This window comes from Thioclava sp. ISO4 (assembly GCF_058105145.1).
The window spans coordinates 2,626,934-2,648,800 of record NZ_CM176571.1 but is presented as its reverse complement, the minus strand read 5'-3'; the positions used below and the strand labels follow the sequence as shown (position 1 = coordinate 2,648,800).

Below are 21,867 nucleotides of genomic sequence, written 5' to 3'. Positions count from 1 at the left end.
CCCTGCCGAGAGGCCTTAGCCCAGAACCGATTTCACGGCATCGGCGGTGACTTCGACGATCTTGTCGGCCTCCGCCTCGGTGAGGCACAGCGGCGGGGCAAGGCCAAGGATATCGCCCTGCGGCATCGCGCGCCCGATCACGCCACGCTCGACCATCGCGCCTGCGATCTTCGCGCCGATCTTGTCGGAGGCGTCGAAGAAGCCGCGGTTGTCGCGATCGGCCATGAATTCCACCGCGCAGAGCATCCCTTCGCCGCGGATATCGCCGACATTCGCGTGCTCGCCGATGGCGGCGCGCATCTGGTCATTGAGGTATTTGCCGACCGAGCCCGCATTCTCGACGAGGCCCAGCTTGTCGATCAGTTCGAGGTTCGCGACGCCGGCCGCCGCCCCGATCGGGTGCGCCGAATAGGTCCAGCCGTGGCCGATCGGACCGTTCTCGTCGGTGCCTTGCTCCAGCACTTTCCACATCTTGTCGGAAACGATGGTGCCCGAAAGCGGCGCATAGGCCGAGGTCAGGCCCTTCGCGATGGTGATCAGGTCGGGCTTCATCCCGTAGTGATCCGAGCCGAACATCGAGCCCAGACGCCCGAAGCCGGTCACGACCTCATCGGCGATCAGCAGGATGTCGTATTTGTCCAGAACCTTCTGGATCGCGTCCCAATAGCCTGCGGGCGGGGGCACGATGCCGCCCGTGCCGAGAACAGGCTCGCCGATGAAGGCGGCGATGGTGTCGGGGCCTTCGCGTTCGATCAGCTGCTCCAGCTCGGACGCGCAATAGGCGGTGAAGGCCTCTTCCGACATCGCCTCATCGGGGCGGCGGAAGTAATAGGGCGCCTCGGTGTGGATCACCTGGCTCAGCGGCAGGTCGAACTTCTTGTGGAACAGCTCCAGACCCGTCAGCGAGCCGGTCATCAGACCCGAGCCGTGATAGCCGCGCCAGCGCGAGATGATCTTCTTCTTCTCGGGGCGGTTCAGGATGTTGTTGTAATACCAGACCAGCTTGATGTTGGTCTCGTTCGCATCGGAGCCCGACAGACCGAAATAGACCTTCGACATGTGATCGGGCGCACGGTCGAGGACCATATGCGCCAGCGTGATCGAGGCCTCGGTGCCATGGCCGACATAGGCGTGGTAATAGGCCAGTTCCTTCGCCTGCTCGGCGATGGCCTCGGAGATCTCGGTGCGCCCGTAGCCCACGTTCACGCAGTAGAGGCCCGCAAAGGCGTCGAGCAGCTTGTTGCCGTCGCGATCCTCGATGAACACGCCCTTACCGCCGGTGACGATGCGGGTGGGGGACTCGCCGCGCGCGTGCTGGGCGAGATGGGTCGAGGGGTGGAAGAAGCTTTCGCGATCCCACTTGTCGAGTTGGTCATTGGTCAGCAATTTTCTCTCCTTCTTCTTGTCTTGGGCCGTCCGGGCGGGCGGGGCGATCAGCCCCAGTCGCGACAGACGTATTTGATTTCCATGAACTCTTCCATTCCGCGGCGCGAGCCTTCGCGGCCGAGGCCGGATTGCTTCATGCCGCCGAACGGGATCGGCGCGCCGGTGACCTTAGTGCGGTTGACCGCGACCATGCCGAATTGCAGCGCGCGGGTGGCGCGGTAGATGCGTTTCGGGTTCTGACTGTGGACGTAGGCGACCAGCCCGTATTCGGTTGCGTTGGCTTTGGCGAAGACCTCTTCTTCCGTGTCGAAGACGGTGATCGGGGCGACCGGGCCGAAGGTCTCTTCATGCATAATCTTGGCGTTGTCGGGCACGTCGGTCAGCACGGTCGGCGCGAAGAACAGCGGACCGCGATCGAGCCGCTTGCCGCCGCAGGCCAGTTTCGCGCCTTTCGCCAGCGCATCGGCCACATGCTCTTCCTGTTTGGCCACGGCCTTTTCGTTCATCAGCGGGCCGATATCGGGATCGTCCATGCCGATGCCCACGCTGAGCGCCTGCGTGGCCTCGGTGAAGCGGCGGCAGAACTCGTCATAGACTTGGCGCTCGACATAGATCCGGTTCGCGCCGAGGCAGTCTTGGCCCGAGGTCGCGAATTTCGCCTTGATGACCTCTTCGACGGCCTGATCCAGATCGGCGCCCTTGAAGACGATGACCGGCGCGTGGCCGCCCAGTTCAAGGACCAGCCGCTTCACGGTTTCCGCCGATTGGCGATAGAGCAGGCGGCCCACTTCGGTCGAGCCGGTGAAGGAGAGCGCGCGGACACGGGTGTCGTCGCACCACGGCTCGACGATCTCGGGTGCGTGGCCGGTCAGCACGTTGAACACGCCTGCAGGAAGGCCCGCGCGCTCGGCCAGTTCCGCCAGCGCCAGCGCGGAATAGGGCGTCTCGTGCGAGGGGTGGGCGACGACGGTGCAGCCAGCCGCGATGGCGGCGGCGGCCTTGCGGGTCAGCATCGCGGCGGGGAAGTTCCACGGCGTCACGAGGCCCACCACGCCCACGGGTTCCAGCCACAGCTCGACCTCGGCGTCATGCAGATGCGAGGTGACGCCCTCGATATTCGGACGCTTGGCCTCTTCGGCGTAATATTCGATGAAGCTCGCCGCGTAGTCGATCTCGCCCAGGGCTTCGCTCAGCGGTTTGCCCTGTTCGAGCACCATGATCCGCGCCAGATCGTCCTTCGCCGCGATGATCAGGTCGAACCAGCGGCGCAGGATGGCGGAGCGCTCCTGCGGCAGCGTCATCGACCAGTCGAGAAAAGCGGCTTGGGCGGCATCGACTGCCGCGCGCGACTGGCTGCGGTTGAGCGCGGTGATATCGCCCAGACGTTCGGCGTTGGCGGGGTTGGTGACGGGGATGACCTCGCCCGTCTCGCCGGCGATCCAGCGGCCATTCACATAGGAAAAGCTGCGCAGCAGGCGCTTGTCGGCAATATCGGGGCGGGCGGAAATGGCGGTATCGAGCATGAGAGACCTCCTTGGTTGAGATCACTCTGCGCCCGATTTCACAGGGTAATAGTCCGAATGGACTGCGCGGGCCCCGGATTTGGGCTGAAATAGCGCCGTCCGTCAGTCCATTTGGTCTGCGAAGAGATCGAAGGGGGGCATGGCGGCGTTCTTCACCTCTTTCGTGACGATATAGGTGAAGTAGCGCGCGATGCCGATCCGGGCGTCCAGCATCGAGTCGATCAGCCGCTGATAGGCGTCGATATCGCGGGTGACGATCTGCATCAGGTAATCGAAGCCGCCGCCCAGAGCCCAGCAGCCCACGACCTCGGGGTGCTGATCGAGCGAGCGCTCGAATGTCTGGAAACTGGCGGCCGTGTGGTCGGCCAGTTCGGCGGCCACGAACAGCGTCACATGCGGCCCGAGTTTCTTGAGGTTGAAGGTCGCGCGATAGCCCGCGATCAGCCCCGCTTTCTCCAGCTTTTTCAGCCGGTCCCAGGCGGGCGTGGGCGAGAGGTTGATCTTCTCGGCCAGCGCCGCCTTGGTGATGCGGCCCTCGCGCGCCAGCACGCGCAGAATTTCGATATCGCGGGGGTCGAGCTTGATCATGGCGCCACGCTACACCGGCTCAACGCCCTGCGCATCCCCGATTTTTTGGCCCGATCTTTAGCGCCAAGCCCGCGCCGGCTCACTCGGCGGGTTCGCGTTGTTCGGACTGCGGCGCGCGGAAGCGTTCCTTGGCCGACCCGTAGGGCTCGACGGTCCGGCGTTTGCGACGCAACCCGTCGGCATCGCCCCGGCGCAGGCGCAGGAAATAGAGCGCCGAGAGCGGCCCCGTCGCGCCCGCAATCGCAAAGCCCCAGAGGAAGGCGTGGATCGGGATCATCTCGGCTCCGGTGGTGGTCGCGGCAGCCCCGGCGGTCAGCTCCAGCACCACGCCCGCCAGCGCGATGCCAAGCGCCAGCGAGACCTGACGGCTCATCGCGGTGAAGGCGGTGGCGGGGCTCATCTCGCGCGTGTCGAGATCGGCAAACCCGATGGAGTTGATCGCAGTGAAGACGACCGATTGCGCAGCGCCCCCGATCAGCAGAAGCGGGATCAGCTGCCAGTCATGGATGCTCGTCACGGTCATGAAGCCGAAGATCGTGACCCCCCGGATCACCGCCGCCCAGATCATCACCCATTTGAAGCCGAACCGGTCGAGGATGCGCGGCACGAAGGTCCGCAGACTGACCGCGCCCACCGCGTTCAGACCCGTCAGCGCGCCCGAGACCATCACCGAGGCCCCAAGCCCCAGCTGGAAGAACAGCGGCAGCAGCAGCGAGATCGCCCCGTTCGACAGCCGGAAGATCAGCCCGCCGGTGATCGAGACATCGAAAGTGCGGTGCCGGAACAGCCGCAGATCGAGAAGCGGCTCCTCCGTGTTGCGCGCCCGCAGCCAGTAGAGCACCAGAAGCGCCACGCCCGCGACGCTGAGGCCCGCGGCTGCCTGCCATGGCAGAATATGCTCGCCCAGCGCGGAAAACCCGGTCATCACCGCCGCCAGACCCACGGCGGACAGCAGGAAGCCCGGGAAATCGAACGGTTTCGGCTCAGGTGGGCCATCGGCGGGCATGTGGCGCAGCGTCAGCCAGATTGCCAGCGCGCCCAGCGGCAGGTTCATCAGGAAGATCGCGCGCCAGCCGAGGAAGGTCGTCACCGTCGCCCCCACGAAGGGGCCCAGCGCCGGGCCGATCAGCGCGGGCAGGGTGACATAGACCATCGCGCGGGTCATCTCCTCCTTGGACGTATGACGGAGCACGATCAACCGACCGACGGGGCTCATCATCGCCGCCCCGATGCCCTGCAGCGCGCGGGCCAGCACCAGACCCGTAAGGCTCGTCTGGATCGCACAGAGAAGCGAGGCCACGAGAAACACGCCCATCGCAGCGAGGAAGGTCCGCCGCGCCCCGATCCGGTCCGCGATCCAGCCCGAGATCGGCACGAAAGCCGCGAGCGCGATCAGATAGGTCGCCATCGCCATCTTCAGCGATAGGACGGGCACCGAAAGGTCCCGCGCGATCACCGGGATCGCGGTCGCCAGAACGGTCGCGTCGATCAGCTCCATCAGGAGCGACAGCGCTACCGTCAGCGGAATGATGTTGTCTCGAAGCCTGCTCAACATGACCGGGCATAGCTAGCACGCGGGCGACCGGTGTCACCCCGCGGCCGCGCGCAGGTTTGCGTGCTCTATCGCGCAACTGGGGCGGGCAAAGAAAACCCCGCCCGAGAGGGGCGGGGAGTTGGGAGTGAAGGGGCCTGCTTCCGGGCAAGAGAGACAGGAGAACCCGGAAGCAGGTCGTGCCGGAAACCCGGGCAGGGAGGGGTGGAGAGAGAAACCCGGCCTTTCCGTATGTCGCGAGGCATCGGCAGTGGACAGCGCTCCCCGGGGGGTGGCGTGTCCCGGTTTGCCATCTCGCCTATGCCCTTGCGTCTCGAGATGTGCAGGGTGAACCGATGCAGCAATGCCTCAGTTCCGATATTTCACCCGCCTCCCGCCCATGTGAGATCGGCTCTTCTTTGCGTGAGGAGTTGCGGCGGCGCGAACTCTTGCGTCAGGTCAAACCACTGTCATCGGTTTTGCGCTAGGGTCGGCGCGGAATCGCAACGCTAGGAGGCTGCGGGATGAAGGATCTGGCCGGGGACAAGACGCCGCCGCGCAAAGGGCCGCCGCGCAAGGGCGCGGGCAAGGCTGCCGGGAAAGCTGCGGGCAAATCTTCCAAGGCCGACACGCCTCAGGCCGAGGAGCACAGCGCGGCGCTGGCCTCGTTCGAGCGGCTCGACCGGTTGTCCCACGCGTTGAGGGGACGGGCCGAGGGCGGGCTGTCTCCGATTTCGCTCGGGCTCGCGTTTTCCGATTGGGCGACCCATCTTGCGCTCAGCCCCGGCAAGCAGGCCGAGCTGGGCTGGAAAGCGGGGCGCAAATGGATGCACCTGTTGCGCGAGATTGCGCCGCACCGGAGCGACGATGCCGAGGCGCAGCCACTCGAGCCGTTGCCGCAGGACCGCCGCTTCTCCGCGCCCGACTGGCAGCAGTTGCCCTATGCCCTCTATGCGCAGAGCTTCCTGCACGCCCAGCAATGGTGGCACAACGCGACGACGGACGTGCGCGGGGTCGAGGCGCGCCACGAGCAGATGATGCAGTTCTACGCGCGGCAATGGCTCGACATGGTGTCGCCCACGAATTTCATCGCGACCAATCCGCTGGTGATCGAGCGGACCTTGAAGGAAGGCGGGGTGAACCTGATGCGCGGGGCGCGCTATTGGGGCGAGGATGCGGTCAAGGTGATGACCGGCGACACCAAGCCGGAACCCACGCTGATCCCGGGAACCGATGTCGCGCTGACGCCGGGCAAAGTGGTGCTGCGCAACGATCTGATCGAATTGCTCCAATACGAGCCCAGCACGCCGAAGGTGCATTCGGTGCCGCTGCTGATCGTTCCGGCCTGGATCATGAAATATTACATCCTCGATCTGGAAGAGACGAATTCGCTGATCCGCTGGCTCGTGGGGCAGGGTTTCACCGTCTTCGCGATCTCGTGGAAGAACCCCGACGAGGGCGACCGCGATCTGGGCTTCGACGATTACCGCGAAGAGGGCGTGATGACGGCGCTCGATGCGGTCTGCGCGATCACCGGCGCGGAGAAGGTTCACGGGCTGGGCTATTGCCTTGGCGGTACGCTTCTGTCGGTCGCGGCGGCGGCGATGGCGCGCGATGGTGATGACCGGCTGGCTTCGCTCACGATGCTGGCGGCGCAGGTCGATTTCACCGAGGCCGGGGAATTGAGCCTGTTCACCAATGAAGACCAACTCAGCCTGATCGAAGACATGATGTGGGAGGAGGGCTATCTCGACAAGACCTCGATGGCGGGCACCTTCACCATGCTCAAATCGAAGGACCTGATCTGGTCGCAGGCGGTCCATACCTATCTGATGGGCGAGCGCGAGACGGATGGCGCGCTGGCTTCGTGGAGCCATGACGCGACGCGGATGCCCTACAAGATGCATTCGCAATATCTGCGGCGGTTGTTCCTCGACAACGATCTGGCCGAGGGGAGAATGGATACGCGCGGCACGCCGGTCTTCCTGCAAGATATCGAGACGCCGGTCTTCGCCGTCGCGACCCAGACCGATCACATCGCGCCGTGGCATTCGGTCTTCAAGCTGACATGGTCGCTGCCGGGTGCCGTCACCTTCGCGCTGGTCTCGGGCGGGCACAATACCGGGATCGTGCGCCCGCCGGGCGCGCCGCGCGCGAGCTACCGCTTGATGGAACATCGCTCCGGCATGCTGCATCCTTCCGCGTCGGACTGGGCCGCGGAATGCGCGCCCCGCGAAGGGTCGTGGTGGGAGCCTTGGGCGAAATGGCTGCGCAAGACGGGCGACGGGCAGGAGATCGCGCCGCCGCCCATGGGCAAGGGGCGCAAGTATCGCCCGCTCTGCGATGCGCCGGGTTCTTATGTGCTGATCCGTTAGGGCTGGTCCAGCTCGGGCAGCATCGCACGCAGGGTCTCGATCCGGTCGGCCTCGCCTGCGGGCTTGTCCCAGCGGATGCGCGAGATGCGCGGGAAGCGCATCGCCACGCCGGATTTGTGCCGGGTGGAGCGGTTGAGCCCCTCGAAGGCCACCTCCACCACCAGATCGGGCGACAGGGAGCGCACCGGGCCGAAGCGCTCTACGGTGTGATTGCGCACGAAACGGTCGAGCCGGCGCAGTTCCTCGTCGGTGAAGCCGGAATAGGCCTTGCCCACGGGCACCAGGAGGTCACCGTCCCAAACGCCGAAGGTGAAATCGGAATAGAAGCCCGAGCGTTTGCCATGCCCGCGTTGCGCATACAGGATCACCGCGTCGATGATGCGCGGATCGCGTTTCCACTTGAACCACGGCCCCTTGGGGCGGCCCGCCATATAGGGCGTGTCGCGGCGTTTGAGCATCACGCCTTCGATCACCACTTCGGGCGGCGCTTCGCGTAAGTCGGCGAGCTCGTCCCATGTGTCGAAGGGCAGCAGTTCCGAGACATCGAAGCGGTCGGAGTTCAGACCGGCCACGAAGGCCTCCAGCCGGGTGCGGCGGGTCTCGAAGGGCAGGGGGCGCAGGTCTTCCTCGCCCTCGATCAGGATGTCATAGAGCCGCAGCGCCGCCGGATGCGAGGCGAGCATCGCCTTGCCCGGAGATTTCCGCCCCAGCCGCTTTTGCAGATCGCCGAAGGGCGCGACCCGATCGCCGCGCCGCACGATCAACTCGCCATCGAGCGCGCCCTCGAAACCCATATGCGCAACGACATCGGGAAAGGCGCCGGAGATATCCTCGCCGGTGCGCGAATAGAGCCGCCGCTCGCCGCCCTCGGCCACGGCCTGCACCCGGATGCCGTCCCATTTCCATTCGGCGGCGAAGTCTCCCGGCGGCAGATCGGTCAGCGCCTCGAGATCGGTCGGCGTCGAGAGCATCACCGGCCGGAACGGCGCAAAGCCCGCGCGCTCGGGCTTCGCGCCGCCCTCGATCCAGTCGAAAAGCGGCTGATAGGGCGGCGAAAGCCCATGCCAGATTTCCTCGATCTCCTCCAGCTTCGGCGTGCCGACCGAGGCCAGCGCCACCCGCGCGAGCCGCGCCGAGACGCCGACGCGCAACCCCCCGGTCGCAAGCTTCAAGAGCGCATAGCGTTCCGAGGGTTCCAGCCGATCCAGCCAGCCCGCGATCAGCGGCCCGACGCGGGTCTTGGGCGTGTCCTGCAAGGTCTCGACGATTTCCGCGAGATCGACGTCCTGAGCCGTGTTCTCCTGCGGCCAGATCAGTGCGATCGTCTCGGCCAGATCGCCCACGTAGTCATAGGACAACGCGAAAAGCTCGGGATCGACCCGCTCGCCCACCATGGCGCGCAGGACCGCAGGCTGCGCGCGGCCCAGCTCCAGCTCTCCGGTCAGGGCCGCCAGCGCATAGCCGCGCTCGGGGTCGGGCGCATGGCGTAGGTAATCGGCCAGCACGTCGAGCTTGGCATTGCGCCCCGGCGTGAAGGCGAGCCGTTCGAGAAGGACCGCGAAGGCTCTCATTCCGGCTCCTCCTCGTAACCCACGAGGTGCAGCGGACGGGCCACGCGCCCCTCCAGTTCGGCCCAGCGCATCAGCGCCTCTTCGCGACCGTGGGTGATCCATAGCTCGGACGGGTCGATCTCGCGCACCGTGCGCGTCAGGTCCACCCAGTCGATATGGTCCGAGATCACCAGCGGCAGCTCGACGCCGCGCTGGCGGGCGCGGGCGCGGATCTGCATCCAGCCCGAGGCGAAAGAGATCACCGGATCAGCGAAGCGCTGCACCCAAGGGCTGGAAAAGGCGGAGGGCGGCGCGATGACCAGCGCCTGGCGCAAGCCCCGGGCCTCTGTCTTGTCCATCGTGGCGGGGCGCAGATCGCCCAAGGGGATGCCCTGTTCGATGTGATAGTCGCAAAGCCGCTGCAGCGCGCCATGGATGTAGATCGGCGCGTCATAGCCTGCCGCGCGCGCGAGCATGATGACCCGCTGTGCCTTGCCCAGCGCATAGGCCCCCACCAGATGCGGCCGCTCGGGGGCGGCCCGCATCGAGGCCATGAGCTTGGCCGTTTCATCTGCCGGGTCTGGATACTTGAAGACCGGGAGCGCGAAGGTCGCCTCGGTGATGAACGTATCGCAGGGCACCGGCTCGAAGGGCGCGCAGGAGGGATTGGCCACGCGGGCGTAATCGCCCGACGCCACGATCCGCTGCCCGCGATGCGTGATCGCGATCTGCGCCGAGCCCAGAACATGCCCCGCCGGGTGAAAGCTGACATCCACGCCGCCCACGGAGAGCGGCCCCTCGTAAGCCTGTCGCTGTCCGGCGAAATTTTCTCCATAGCGGATCGCCATGATCTCCAGCGTCTGGCGCGTGGCCAGCACATGCCCGTGGCCTGCGCGCGCGTGATCGGCATGGCCATGCGTGATCAGCGCACGGGCCACGGGGCGACTCGGGTCGATGTAGAAATCGCCGTTCGGGCAATAGAGCCCTTCGGGGCGCGGGATCAGAAGCGGCTCGGCCATGGGTCCTTCACTTACGCTAACGCTCGAAATGCATACGCGGGCGCGCGATCTCGGCCCAAACTTTCGGCATTTGCCCTGAGCCAAGCTTTTCGCGCTACGATTGTTCCAAATCAAACGCTGAGCGCCGCACCCATGCTACGCTCGCGCCATCCAGTCACAAGGGAGGCTGACATGGCACAGAAGAAATCCGCACCCGGTATGAATATGGCTGGCTGTATGCCAGTGCCTGACATGGGGTCGGTAAGCTCGGTGATGGCACCGCAGCTCAAGATGATGGAATCGATGATCGCGCAGAATATCGAGTTGCTCGAGTTTCTGAAGACCCGCTTCGAGCGCGATCAGGAGATGGTCACCCAGTTGGCGGAGACGCCCGATCCGATGCGCGCGATGAGCCTCTGGGGCGAATTCTGGCAGCGCACGGCGAGCGATTACACCGCCGAGATGACGAAGCTCGCGACCTCGATGACGGGGATTGCGGAGCGCGCGGTGCGCTCGGCCACCGAAGAGGGCGAAGCGCTCGCCAAGGCGGTCGGAAAAAAGTGACGACTCGGGCCGGCAAGCACGGGGTGAGCCTCAGCGACGTGCCGGTCTGAGCGATCCGACAGATAGATAGGCGCGGCAAGCCAAAGGGGCTCGCCGCGCGCAGTGCTGTCTGTGGGGCTGTTTGCGGGCGTTACTTCTTGTAGATCCAGCCGCCGCCGAAGATGCGGCTGTCCTCGGGCGCGTAGAACACGCAGGCCTGACCGGGGCTGACGCCTTCCTCCGGCACGACCAGTTCGACCTCGGCCTCGGTCTCCGAGATCGGTCGGATGATCGCTTCGCGCGGCGGGCGGGTCGAGCGGACCTTGACCTTCAGGTGCCATTCCTTGCGCGAGGTGAAGGGCTCGTCGCCCAGCCAGTTGATCTCGCGCACCGGGATGGTGCGGGTGGAGAGCGCCTCTTTCGGGCCGACGACCACATGGCGGGTGTCCGGATCGAGCTTCACCACGTAAAGCGGATCTTCGAGCCCGCCGATGCCAAGCCCGCGCCGCTGGCCGATCGTGTAATGGATCACGCCGCGATGCTGGCCGAGCACATTGCCCTCCATATCCACGATATCGCCGGGATCGGCCGCACCGGGGCGCAGCTTCTCGATGACGCTCGCATAGTTCCCGTTCGGCACGAAGCAGATATCCTGACTGTCGGGCTTGTCGGCCACCGCCAGCCCGTATTTCGCCGCCAGCTCCCGCGTCGCATCCTTCGAGGGCAGATGGCCCAGCGGGAAACGCAGATAATCGAGCTGCTCGGGCGTGGTCGAGAACAGGAAATAGCTCTGGTCGCGGTTCGCATCGGCAGCGCAATGCAGCTCGGGCCCGGCCGCACCGTCCTTGCGCTGGATGTAATGGCCCGTCGCCATGCAATCGGCGTCGAGATCCTTTGCCGTCTCCAGCAGGTCCTTGAACTTCACGCGCTCGTTGCAGCGGATGCAGGGCACCGGCGTCGCGCCGCCCAGATAGGCGTCGGCGAATTCGTCGATCACTGCCTCGCGGAAGGTGTTCTCGTAATCGAGCACGTAATGCGGAAAGCCCATCTCCTCGGCCACGCGGCGCGCGTCGTGGATGTCCTGCCCGGCGCAGCATGCGCCTTTCTTGGCCAGCGCCGCGCCGTGGTCGTAAAGCTGCAGCGTCACGCCCACGACGTCATAGCCTTCCTCGGCCAGTTTGGCGGCCACGACCGAGCTATCGACGCCGCCCGACATGGCGACGACGACGCGGGTGTCCGCGGGCGGTTTGGCGAAACCGAGCGAATTGAGCGGCAGATCCTTGGGCATGATGAAGCGTCCTTTAACGAGACGTGCAGCAATATAGGAAAATGCGACCCACTCTCAACCCCGCGTTTCACCCAGTGTTAAGGGCCCGCGCGCCAGTGTGGCCGGCGTGAAGAGCTTGAAGGGGTGAGCCCATGTATCTCAAGAAAGTCGATGGTCCGCGCGCGGTGACTCTCGCCGACGGCACGATCCTGACGCGCGCGGATCTGCCCTCTCCGAAAACCCGACGATGGGTGGCGAGCCGGAAAGCGGTGATCGTGCAGGCGGTCGCGCATGGGTTGATCGCCCGTGATGAGGTTCTGGAGCGTTACGCGCTCTCTGACGAGGAATTGGATCTTTGGATCGAGGGCGTCGAAAGGCACGGGATTCAAGGCCTTAAAGCCACCGCGATCCAAAAGTTGAAACAACTTTAGATTGCAACGTAACGGAAACGTGACAAGGTAACCCGGTGTTAACCATTTGGTGTAAGTCTCGACCCCGATCGAGGGATTAATGCGGAGAACCCAGGATGCGGATTTTATTGGTGGAAGACGACCCGACGACGTCGCGCAGTATCGAATTGATGCTGACGCACGCGAATCTCAACGTCTACTGCACCGATCTGGGGGAGGAGGGAATCGTTCTCGCGAAGCTCTACGATTACGATCCGATCCTTCTTGACCTCAATCTTCCCGACATGAACGGGCACGAGGTGCTGCGGCAATTGCGTCTGGCCAAGATCGACACGCCGATCCTGTTCTTACCGGCGCTGACGACACCGAGAACAAGATCAAGGGATTCGGATTCGGCGCCGATGGCTACATGACGAAGCCGTTTCATCGCCAGGAGCTGGTGGCGCGCATTCACGCGATCATCCGCCGATCCAAAGGCCATGCCCAATCGATCATCCGCACCGGCAAGATCTCGGTCAATCTCGATGCGAAGACGGTCGAGGTCGATGGCAAGCCGGTGCATCTGACCGGCAAGGAATACCAGATTCTCGAACTGCTCAGCCTCCGGAAGGGCACGACCCTGACGAAGGAGATGTTCCTCAACCACCTCTATGGCGGCATGGACGAGCCCGAATTGAAGATCATCGACGTCTTCATCTGCAAACTGCGCAAGAAACTCGCCGATGCCACCGAGGGTGAGAATTACATCGAAACCGTCTGGGGCCGCGGCTATGTGCTGCGCGATCCCGACCCGTCCGAGTTGGAGCAGCGCATCGCGATGGGTGCCTGACGTCCCGAAAGCCGATGATCTCCGTCGTCACGGCTCTTTACGCCCCCTCGGTGCTTGCCTAAACCAAGGTCAGCACGAGGGGGTCTTTTTATGTCCGAGCCAAGCCGCACCGAGATCGACGCGCTGAGCGAGGCCGAGGCTCGCGCCGAGCTGCCCGAGCTGATCGCGAAGATCGCGGCGGCGAATACCGCCTATCACACCCATGACGCGCCCGAGATTTCGGATGCGGAGTATGACGCGCTCAAGCAGCGCCTCGCGGCGATCGAAGCGAAATTCCCCGAACTGAAATCGGACAAATCGCCCAGCGTACAGGTGGGCGGGCAGCTGGCCGAAGGCTTCGGGAAGATCACCCATGCCATCCGCATGATGAGCCTCGCCAACGCGTTCTCCGACGAGGACGTGACCGAGTTCGACGAAAGCATCCGCAGCTTCCTCGGCCTGAAATCCGACGCGCCGCTGAACTACACAGCCGAGCCGAAGATCGACGGTCTTTCGCTGTCGATCCGCTACGAACACGGCAAGCTGATCCATGCCGCAACGCGCGGCGACGGCGCGGTTGGCGAAAACGTCACCGAGAATGCCCGCACCATCGACGACATTCCGACGTCGATCACGGACGCGCCCGACGTGCTCGAAGTGCGCGGCGAGGTCTATATGAGCCACGCCGATTTCGAGGCGCTCAACACCCGCAACGAGGCCGCGGGCGAGAAGCGTTTCGCCAATCCGCGCAACGCCGCTGCCGGTTCGCTGCGTCAACTCGACCCGAAAGTCACCGCCGCGCGCCCGCTGAAATTCTTCGCCTATGCCTGGGGGGAGCTTTCCGCGCCGCTGGCCGAGACGCAGATCGACGCCATCGCGCAGCTGCAATCGCTCGGCTTCCAGACCAACCCGATGACCGAGCTGTGCGACGGCCCCGACGATATGCTTAGCCATTACCGCGAGATCGAGGCCAGGCGCGCGACGCTCGGCTACGATATCGACGGCGTTGTCTACAAGGTGAACGATCTCGCGCTGCAGCGGCGTCTGGGGTTCCGCTCGACCACGCCGCGTTGGGCGATCGCGCATAAATTCCCCGCCGAGCTTGCCTGGACGCAGCTCGAAGGGATCGACATTCAGGTCGGTCGCACCGGGGCGCTCTCGCCGGTCGCGCGGCTGACCCCGGTGACCGTGGGCGGCGTCGTTGTCTCGAACGCGACGCTGCATAACGAGGATTACATCACCGGGCGCGACTCCAAGGGCGTCGAAATCCGCGGCGGCAAGGATATCCGCATCGGCGACTGGGTGCAGGTCTATCGCGCGGGCGACGTGATCCCGAAAATCGCCGATGTCGACCTCACGCGCCGTCCCGATGATGCGGTGCCCTACGACTTCCCGACCCATTGCCCCCGCTGCGGATCCGAGGCGATCCGCGAAGAGGGCGACGCGGTGCGCCGCTGCACGGGCGGTATGATCTGCCCCGCGCAAGCTGTGGAAAAGCTGAAACATTTCGTCTCCCGCGCGGCTTTCGACATCGAAGGTCTGGGCGCGAAACAGGTCGAGCAATTCTACGAGGATGGCTGGATCAAGGAGCCCGCCGACATCTTCACGCTCGAAGAGCGCTACGGTCAGGGCCTCCGGCAGCTCAAGAACCGCGAGGGCTGGGGCGAAAAATCGGCGCGCAATCTCTTTGCCGCCATCGCCGAGAAACGCAGGATTCCGCTTCAACGCCTGATCTTCGCGCTCGGCATCCGCCATGTCGGCGAGACCAGCGCGGGGATGCTCGCCACGCATTACGGCACCTGGGAGGCGTTCGAAGCCGCGATGACGCAGGCTGAGTGCGGGCAGGGCCCGGAATGGGACGATCTGATCTCGATCGACGGGGTGGGCGAGACGCTCGCGACCTCGGTTGTGATGACCTTCCAGCAGGAGGCCGAGCGCGCCTCGATCGACCGTCTCACCGCGCATCTGAGTGTCGAGGAGGCCGAGAAGCCGAAATCCGACAGTCCGGTTTCGGGCCTCACCGTCGTTTTCACCGGCACGCTGGAGAAGATGACGCGGGCCGAGGCGAAGGCGCGGGCCGAGGCGCTTGGCGCCAAGGTTTCGGGCTCGGTCAGCGCCAAGACCGACCTGCTCGTCGCAGGGCCTGGCGCGGGCTCGAAAGCCAAGAAAGCGGCCGAATTGAACATCCGCGTCATCGACGAGGATGAATGGATCGCGCTCGCGGGGGGCGCATGAGCACGCGGCCCGCAGAGCTTTTCGAGCTCTTCGCCGAGCTCGACAGTCTCGCGGGCGTCGGCCCGAAAACGGCCAAGCATTTCGAAGGGTTGGGGATCACCCGTCCGCGCGACGTGCTGTTCACCTTGCCCTATTCGGTGATCGACCGCCGCCCCGTCGCGACCGTGCAAGGCGTGCCCGCGGGCACCACAGTCACCGTCGAGGTGACCATCGGCGCCCATAGTCCTGCGCGCAAGCAAGGCGCGCCGGATCGGGTTCTGTGCCATGACGCGCAAGGCGATATCACGCTGGTGTTCTTCCGCGCGCGCGGCGACTGGCTCGCGAAACAGATGCCCAACGGGGCGCGGCGGATCATTTCGGGCAAGCTCGAGATTTACGACGGGCAAGCGCAGATCGTGCATCCCGATTACATTCTGCCGCCCGAAAATTCGGGTGAGATGCCCCGGTTCGAGCCGGTCTATCCGCTCACCGCGGGCGTCACGCAAAAGCTGATGGCGAAGGCGGCGGAGGGGGCTTTGGCGCGCGCGCCGGACCTGCCGGAATGGATCGACGATGCGCTCAAGCGCCGCGAGGTTTGGCCGGATTGGCAGGATGCGGTGCGAGCGGCGCATCACCCTGAAAAGATTGACGATCTTTCGGCCACCGCGCCGGCGCGCGCGCGTCTCGCCTATGACGAGCTTTTCGCCCACCAGATGACGCTCGCGCTCGCGCGGCGCCAGTCGCGGCGCAAGAAGGGCCGGGTGACGCGCGGCACGGGCAAGCTCTCGGCGCAGGTTCTGGCGAGCCTGCCTTACAAGCCGACCGGCGCACAGACCCGCGCGATTGCCGAGATCGCGGGCGATCTGGGCTCCGAGCGGCGGATGAACCGGCTGCTGCAGGGCGATGTCGGCGCGGGCAAGACGCTGGTCGCCTTCATGGCGCTGCTGACGGCGGTCGAGGCTGGCGGGCAGGGTGTGATGATGGCGCCCACGGAGATTCTCGCGCGCCAGCATCTCGAAGGTCTGGCGCCGCTGGCCGAGGCGGCGGGCGTCCGGCTGGAGATCCTGACCGGGCGCGACAAGGGGGCGGAGCGGGCGCGCAAGCTCGCCGATCTGGCCTCGGGCGCGATCGGCATCCTCGTCGGCACCCATGCGGTTTTTCAGAAAGACGTGGAATTTCAGGATTTGCGGCTTTCCGTGATCGACGAACAGCATCGCTTCGGCGTGGCGCAGCGGATGGAGCTGGGCGCCAAGGGGCAGGCGGTTGACGTGCTGGTGATGACCGCGACGCCGATCCCGCGCTCGCTCGCGCTGGCGCAATATGGCGACATGGATGTGAGCCTTCTCGACGAGAAGCCGCCGGGCCGGACGCCGGTCAAGACCGCGCTCGTCGCGATGGAGCGGATGGGCGAGGTGGTCGAGCATCTGCGCAAGGCGGTGGCCGAGGGGCGGCAGGCCTATTGGGTCTGCCCGCTGGTGGAAGAGAGCGAGCGCGTCGATCTGAGCTCTGCGACCGACCGTTTTCTGGCGCTGCGCGCGGCGCTTGGCGACGATGTCGTGGGGCTGGTGCATGGCCAGATGCCGTCGGCCGAGAAAGACGCCGCGATGGCGGCCTTCGTGAAGGGGCAGACCCGGGTGCTGGTCGCGACGACGGTGATCGAGGTGGGCGTGAACGTGCCCAACGCGTCGATCATGGTGATCGAGCGGGCCGAGAGCTTCGGTCTTGCGCAGCTCCATCAGCTGCGCGGGCGGGTCGGGCGCGGGGCTGTGGCCTCGACCTGCCTGATGATCTACCAGACGCCCTTGAGCGAGACGGCGGAACGACGCCTGTCGATCCTGCGCGAAAGCGAGGACGGGTTCCGCATCGCCGAGGAAGACCTCGCCATGCGCGGTGCGGGCGATGTGATCGGCACGGCGCAGTCGGGCCTGCCGCGGTTCCGCGTGGCTGACCTCGAACGCCAAGCCGGTCTGATGGCGGTGGCGCAGTCGGATGCGCGCAAGCTCCTGTCCGACGATCCCGAGTTGAGCGGCCCGCGCGGACAGGCGGCGCGGGTGCTTCTATGGCTGATGGAACAGGACCGTGCGATCCGACTGATCGGCATCGGCTGAGCCCAGTTCGACTCACGTTCTCCCCAGTGTTCTCAAATGTTCCTAAAAAGTTCTTTACACGCGACGTCAGGTGTGAGAACAAAGGGGCAACAGAGGGAATGGAGGTGCCAGATGGCCAAGGAAATCAAGGAACTTCTCGACCGCAATCACAGCACGCTGCTGGCCGACGCCGTGGGGGGCATCGCGCTTTGCGCAAGCTTCATCATGGCGCTTTGGCTGCCGGGGCTCCTCTAAGCCCGACCTGTCACATCGTTACTGCCTCGCGCTTTTTGGCTGCCGCACCTGTCCCAAACCTGCGGCTTCGCCTGTCCCCCAGGCCCGCCTGTCCGTAAAGCGCAACTTCAGCCGCCGCTCTTTCGAGTGGCGGCTTTTTTTATCGCGAGGGAGAGAGGGGTTAACGGCTCAGCACTGTTCGAGCGCTTCGAGCGTCGCCTCGGGGGCGAGCAGGATCGAGCCATGCCGGTTGGGATAGTCGCGCGCGGCTTGCAGAACCTCGTACTCGCCGAAAGGCGCCTCGGGGACGGGGCCGCCCTTGAGCATCTCGGCGAGCTGATCGCGCAGCTTTGCGACCTCGTCACGCGTGCGGCCCACGGCCTGCGTCCCGAAGATCGCAGCCGAGGCCTGACCCAGCGCGCAGGCATGCACGTTCTGGCTATAGCCGGTCACGCGGCCGTCCGCGCAGGTCAGCGAAACCTCGACCGTCGAGCCGCAAAGCGGTGCGCGCTTGCGCACGGTCACATCGGGCTCGGGCAGCGGATCGGTGCCCGGCATATCGGCGGCGAGCGCCAGAATACGCTGCGAATAGAGCTTGATCAGATCGGTGTCGCTCATCTCTTTCCCCTTCGGCCCGTCCGGCGTAGATAGGACCTGAGCCACAGGAAGGAAAGAGCCGATGCCATTCGATCCCGCCAGCTTGACCTATGACGCCAACGGTTTGATCCCCGCGATCGCGCAGGATGCGCTCTCGGGCGATATCCTGATGATGGCATGGATGAACGCGGAAAGCGTCGCAAAGACACTTGAAACAGGGCGCGTAACCTATTGGTCGCGCTCGCGGAAATCGTTTTGGGTAAAGGGCGAGACCTCGGGCCATGTGCAGCGCCTACGCGAGATGCGGGTGGATTGCGACCGCGATGCGCTTCTGGTGCTGGTCGAGCAGGAAGGCCCGGCCTGCCACACCAATCGCCGGTCGTGCTTCTACACCGCGATCCGCGATGGCGAAGAGGTCGAAATTCTCAAGCCGATGGAAGACTGAGGTCGGCCCTTCGGGGAGGGTATTTTCCTCAAGGAAAAACGGGCAGCCCAACCATGCGGCGAATGTCGTCGGGGGTGGCCCCATCTTCGCGGTATTTCGCGATGGCGCGGGCATCGTCGCGCTTGGCGAGGCGTTTGCCGCTCTCGTCACGAATTAGGTCGTGATGGCAATAGGTTGGCGTCGGAAGTTCAAGTAGAGTTTGAAGCAGAACATGGATCTGTGTGGCGCTGAACAGGTCCGCGCCGCGGGTGACATGGGTGATGCCCTGCGCGGCATCGTCGAGCACCACGGCGAGGTGATAGGACGTGCCCATATCGCGCCGCGCCAGCACGACATCGCCCACCTTGTCGATCAGATCGGCGCGGGAGACGTTATGCGTGCCTTTGTGTAGCGCGCAGATTTCCTCGAAATGGATATCGCGGGCGGCGCGGGTCATGTTCAGGCGTAGCGCGCTGTCCGGTAGTGCCGCGCCGGGGCGGTGCGCGCCACGCGCGCGGCAGGTGCCGGGATAGATCAACCCGTCGGGCCCGTATTGCACGCCTTCCTGCGGTGCGGAGGCTGCCGCCTCGATGTCGCGCCGCGTGCAGGTGCAGGCAAAGAGAAGGTCTCTTTCCCAAAGTCTTTCAAGGGTTTCGCGATAGATGTTCAAGCGGTCCGATTGGCGCAGAACCGGCCCGTCCCAGGTCAGTCCAAGCCAGCGCAGATCGTCGTAGATCTGCTCTTCCCAGTGCGGCCGCGCGCGGCTTTGGTCGATATCTTCGATCCGCAGCAGGAACGGGCCGCCGGCCTTGCGGGCCATGTCATGCGCGAGGATCGCGCTATAGGCATGGCCCAGATGCAGCGGACCCGTTGGCGAGGGAGCGAAGCGTGTGATCATCGACGCGCGCACCCCGCCAAATCAGCCGCCCGCGCGGCGATCCGCATGCGCCTGATAGATCAGGATCCAGGCGAGCAGGATGAACATCGGATGCGTCAGACCGCCCGAGAAGATGATCGCCGGAATCCAGATCACGAAGACGAGGATCGCAAGGAAGATGCGCCCGATCAGCAGGATCGAAAGTGGCGGCAGAAACAGGGCCAGAACGTAATTCATACAGTCTCTCCTTGCTGCGCCAGCCAATCGCCGAAGACCGTCTTGGCGCGATCGGTATAGGCCTTGTAGCGGTCTTTGCGGCCACGCCGCCCGCCCTTGGCGTCGATCGGCGGGAAGAGCCCGAAATTGACGTTCATCGGTTGGAAAGTCTTCGCCTCGGCCCCGCCGGTGATGTGGGTGATCAACGCCCCCATCGCGGTTTCGGGTCCCGGCGGCGGCAGTTCGCGGCCCTGAAGTTCAGCAGCAGCCATACGACCCGCCAGCAGCCCCATCGCGGAGCTCTCGACATAGCCCTCGACGCCGGTGATCTGGCCGGCGAAGCGCAGGTTCGGGTGCGATTTCAGTCGCATCTGCGCATCGAGCAGCGTCGGCGAGTTGATGAACGTGTTGCGGTGGATGCCGCCGAGGCGCGCGAACTTGGCGTCCTGAAGTCCCGGAATCATCCGGAAAACAGCCGCTTGCGCGCCGTACTTCATCTTGGTCTGGAAGCCCACGATATTATAGAGCGTGCCGAGCGCGTTGTCGCGGCGCAGCTGCACCACCGCCCAAGCCTTGGTTTGCGGATCGTGCTCATTGGTCAGACCGACCGGCTTCATCGGCCCGTGGCGCAGGGTCTCGCGGCCGCGTTCGGCCATCACCTCGATCGGCAGGCAGCCGTCGAAATAGCCCGCGGTTTCGCCCTCGTGGAACTCGGTCTTGTCGGCCTCGAGCAGCGCGTCGATGAAGGCTTCGTATTCGTCCTTCGTCATCGGGCAGTTGATATAGGCCGTGCGCTCTTCCTCGGTCTCGCCCTTGTCGTAGCGCGACTGACGCCACGCGACGGACATGTCGATCGTGTCGGCATAGACGATGGGCGCGATGGCGTCGAAGAAGGCCAGACGCTCTTCGCCGGTCGCTTTCAGGATCGCTTTGCCCAAGGATTCCGAGGTCAGCGGGCCGGTCGCGAAGATCCATTTTCCACTTGAAGGAAGCTCCGTAACCTCTTCCTCGGTAAAGGAAATATTCTCATGGGCGCGCAGTGCCTCGGTCACGGATTGCGAAAACGCCTCGCGGTCAACGGCCAGCGCACCGCCTGCGGGCAGACGATGCTGCCGCGCCGTGTCCATGATCAGCCCGTTCGCTGCTCCCATCTCCCAATGGAGCTGGCCCACGGCGTTGCGCTCGTGATCGTCCGAGCGGAACGAATTCGAGCAGACCATCTCGGCGTAGTTGCCGGTCTGGTGGGCGAAGGTTTCGACCTTGGGCCGCATTTCGTGCAGCACCACGCGGATGCCGGCATTCGCCGCCTGCCAGGCTGCTTCCGAGCCCGCCATGCCACCGCCGACGATATGGAGTTCTTCTGTCATGGCCGCTCATGTAGTGGTCAAAGCGGCAAAAGGGAAGGCCGATCGCAGCGGCTCAGTCCAGCGCGAAGGTGCCGCGCGCAAAGAGGCCGTCGAGCGGGCGGATCGGCGCGAAGCTCTGGTTGCGCACGCCGTGGCCGCGAGGGCCGAAGCGCAACGTGAGGCCGAGGGCGAGACGGGTCTCGTCGCGGCTGTCGGGGCGGCCGGTGAAATGGGCGCGCTCGATGCGGGTGAAGAGCGTCGCGGGGCCGTCGCCCAGCCGGTGGCGTATCCCGAGCGCGGCGGTGGTCTCGTGGGCGCTGAAGGCCAGCTCGGAGATGTCCACGACGGAAAGATCTGCGGTCAGCGCCGTGCGCGGGCTGACGTCCCACCGTCCGGCGAGGCCTGCGAAGACGTAATCGTTGCTGCCGGGTTTGACGGTGCCGAGCCCGGCCCGCGCCGCGACGCTGCCGCGCGCGCCCAGGGCCCAGATCGCTTCGGCGCCCGTCGCATAGACCGTTTGGCTGGCGTGGCTGGTATCGGAGACCGCGGCAAAGAGCCCATATTTTGCATGCTCCGTGGGCGCCAAGTAGAGATGCGCCGCCAGATCGCCGCGCCAGCGCGGACCGGCATTATTTGCGCCGAGGTCGAGTTGCAGCCCATGCGCCGGGGTCAGGGCGAAATCGGCGCTCAGATCGGCGCGGGCGGCTCCGAAGTCGCCGGTGGTATTCTGGATCGTCAGCTCGGCCCCGGTGAAGCCGAGCGCGCTTTGGGCGAACGCGGGGCCAGCGCTGACGGCTGCGGCGAGACAGAAAACGGCGCCCCGCAGGGCAGAGACAGGAGCGTGGCGCATGATCGGACCTCGTGACGCGGTAACTGAACAGGGCCGAGCTTCG

General features: G+C 65.2%; 19 protein-coding genes and 1 pseudogene. 8 read left to right on the top strand and 12 right to left on the bottom strand.

What is annotated here, in order from left to right; translation table 11 throughout:
- Window positions 1-15: 15 nt before the first annotated feature.
- From AC2TZ7_RS13010 to AC2TZ7_RS12995, 4 genes are all read right to left on the bottom strand, one after another.
- Window positions 16-1,386: an aspartate aminotransferase family protein gene (locus tag AC2TZ7_RS13010; RefSeq protein ID WP_489864557.1), complete on the bottom strand. Its 1,371-nt coding sequence runs from the start codon at window positions 1,384-1,386 to the stop codon at window positions 16-18.
- A 47-nt stretch (window positions 1,387-1,433) separates the two neighbouring features.
- Window positions 1,434-2,909 carry an NAD-dependent succinate-semialdehyde dehydrogenase gene (locus AC2TZ7_RS13005; protein ID WP_489864556.1) on the bottom strand — a complete coding sequence of 492 codons (1,476 nt, stop codon included), beginning with the start codon at window positions 2,907-2,909 and terminating at the stop codon, window positions 1,434-1,436.
- A 102-nt stretch (window positions 2,910-3,011) separates the two neighbouring features.
- Window positions 3,012-3,497 (bottom strand): Lrp/AsnC family transcriptional regulator, encoded by a 486-nt coding sequence (locus AC2TZ7_RS13000; RefSeq protein WP_152844310.1) that lies wholly within the window; start codon window positions 3,495-3,497, stop codon window positions 3,012-3,014.
- 79 nt (window positions 3,498-3,576) lie between these two features.
- Window positions 3,577-5,052, bottom strand: a complete 1,476-nt coding sequence (locus AC2TZ7_RS12995; RefSeq protein WP_489864555.1) for an MFS transporter — start codon at window positions 5,050-5,052, stop codon at window positions 3,577-3,579.
- 500 nt (window positions 5,053-5,552) lie between these two features.
- Here AC2TZ7_RS12995 and AC2TZ7_RS12990 point away from each other — a divergent pair, with 500 nt between their 5' ends.
- On the top strand, window positions 5,553-7,403 hold the full coding sequence (locus tag AC2TZ7_RS12990; RefSeq protein WP_489864554.1) for a PHA/PHB synthase family protein: 1,851 nt from the start codon (window positions 5,553-5,555) through the stop codon (window positions 7,401-7,403).
- Here AC2TZ7_RS12990 and AC2TZ7_RS12985 read toward each other — a convergent pair.
- Window positions 7,400-8,974, bottom strand: a complete 1,575-nt coding sequence (locus AC2TZ7_RS12985) for a cisplatin damage response ATP-dependent DNA ligase (RefSeq protein WP_489864553.1) — start codon at window positions 8,972-8,974, stop codon at window positions 7,400-7,402. The genes AC2TZ7_RS12990 and AC2TZ7_RS12985 overlap by 4 nt on opposite strands.
- Entirely contained in the window at window positions 8,971-9,972 is a 1,002-nt protein-coding gene (locus AC2TZ7_RS12980; RefSeq protein WP_489864552.1) for a ligase-associated DNA damage response exonuclease, read from the bottom strand. The genes AC2TZ7_RS12985 and AC2TZ7_RS12980 overlap by 4 nt, the downstream gene beginning before the upstream one ends.
- Before the next feature lie 171 nt (window positions 9,973-10,143).
- Between AC2TZ7_RS12980 and AC2TZ7_RS12975 the strand changes: the two genes are divergently transcribed.
- Window positions 10,144-10,515, top strand: coding sequence for a phasin family protein (locus AC2TZ7_RS12975; protein WP_165756948.1), 372 nt, complete (start codon window positions 10,144-10,146; stop codon window positions 10,513-10,515).
- Window positions 10,516-10,645: 130 nt separating this feature from the next.
- On the opposite strand, the gene mnmA is transcribed toward AC2TZ7_RS12975, so the two are convergent.
- Window positions 10,646-11,782, bottom strand: a complete 1,137-nt coding sequence (gene mnmA, locus AC2TZ7_RS12970; RefSeq protein WP_078550271.1) for a tRNA 2-thiouridine(34) synthase MnmA — start codon at window positions 11,780-11,782, stop codon at window positions 10,646-10,648.
- Window positions 11,783-11,913: 131 nt separating this feature from the next.
- Here mnmA and sciP point away from each other — a divergent pair, with 131 nt between their 5' ends.
- The 5 genes and pseudogenes from sciP (at window position 11,914) to AC2TZ7_RS12945 (ending at window position 17,535) form a co-directional block, all read left to right on the top strand.
- Window positions 11,914-12,192: a CtrA inhibitor SciP gene (gene sciP, locus AC2TZ7_RS12965; protein ID WP_489864551.1), complete on the top strand. Its 279-nt coding sequence runs from the start codon at window positions 11,914-11,916 to the stop codon at window positions 12,190-12,192.
- 95 nt (window positions 12,193-12,287) lie between these two features.
- Window positions 12,288-13,000, top strand: a pseudogene (gene ctrA, locus AC2TZ7_RS12960) (response regulator transcription factor CtrA).
- A gap of 90 nt (window positions 13,001-13,090) precedes the next feature.
- Window positions 13,091-15,214, top strand: a complete 2,124-nt coding sequence (gene ligA / locus AC2TZ7_RS12955; RefSeq protein WP_489864550.1) for an NAD-dependent DNA ligase LigA — start codon at window positions 13,091-13,093, stop codon at window positions 15,212-15,214.
- Window positions 15,211-17,301, top strand: a complete 2,091-nt coding sequence (recG, locus tag AC2TZ7_RS12950; RefSeq protein WP_489864549.1) for an ATP-dependent DNA helicase RecG — start codon at window positions 15,211-15,213, stop codon at window positions 17,299-17,301. The genes ligA and recG overlap by 4 nt, the downstream gene beginning before the upstream one ends.
- Before the next feature lie 111 nt (window positions 17,302-17,412).
- A complete protein-coding gene (locus tag AC2TZ7_RS12945; protein WP_255266459.1) occupies window positions 17,413-17,535 on the top strand; it encodes a hypothetical protein in 123 nt (40 codons plus the stop codon).
- A gap of 168 nt (window positions 17,536-17,703) precedes the next feature.
- On the opposite strand, the gene AC2TZ7_RS12940 is transcribed toward AC2TZ7_RS12945, so the two are convergent.
- A complete protein-coding gene (locus AC2TZ7_RS12940; RefSeq protein ID WP_489864548.1) occupies window positions 17,704-18,132 on the bottom strand; it encodes an iron-sulfur cluster assembly scaffold protein in 429 nt (142 codons plus the stop codon).
- A gap of 61 nt (window positions 18,133-18,193) precedes the next feature.
- Between AC2TZ7_RS12940 and hisI the strand changes: the two genes are divergently transcribed.
- Window positions 18,194-18,556, top strand: a complete 363-nt coding sequence (hisI, locus tag AC2TZ7_RS12935; protein ID WP_098411019.1) for a phosphoribosyl-AMP cyclohydrolase — start codon at window positions 18,194-18,196, stop codon at window positions 18,554-18,556.
- A gap of 28 nt (window positions 18,557-18,584) precedes the next feature.
- On the opposite strand, the gene gluQRS is transcribed toward hisI, so the two are convergent.
- The 4 genes from gluQRS to AC2TZ7_RS12915 are packed head-to-tail and all read right to left on the bottom strand — an operon-like array spanning window position 18,585 to window position 21,824.
- Window positions 18,585-19,433 carry a tRNA glutamyl-Q(34) synthetase GluQRS gene (gene gluQRS, locus AC2TZ7_RS12930; protein ID WP_489864547.1) on the bottom strand — a complete coding sequence of 283 codons (849 nt, stop codon included), beginning with the start codon at window positions 19,431-19,433 and terminating at the stop codon, window positions 18,585-18,587.
- Window positions 19,434-19,454: 21 nt separating this feature from the next.
- Window positions 19,455-19,649, bottom strand: coding sequence for a hypothetical protein (locus AC2TZ7_RS12925; protein WP_489864546.1), 195 nt, complete (start codon window positions 19,647-19,649; stop codon window positions 19,455-19,457).
- Window positions 19,646-20,995 carry a methylenetetrahydrofolate--tRNA-(uracil(54)-C(5))-methyltransferase (FADH(2)-oxidizing) TrmFO gene (trmFO, locus tag AC2TZ7_RS12920; RefSeq protein ID WP_489864545.1) on the bottom strand — a complete coding sequence of 450 codons (1,350 nt, stop codon included), beginning with the start codon at window positions 20,993-20,995 and terminating at the stop codon, window positions 19,646-19,648. The genes AC2TZ7_RS12925 and trmFO overlap by 4 nt, the downstream gene beginning before the upstream one ends.
- Window positions 20,996-21,047: 52 nt before the next feature.
- Window positions 21,048-21,824 (bottom strand): hypothetical protein, encoded by a 777-nt coding sequence (locus tag AC2TZ7_RS12915; RefSeq protein WP_489864544.1) that lies wholly within the window; start codon window positions 21,822-21,824, stop codon window positions 21,048-21,050.
- Window positions 21,825-21,867: the final 43 nt, after the last annotated feature.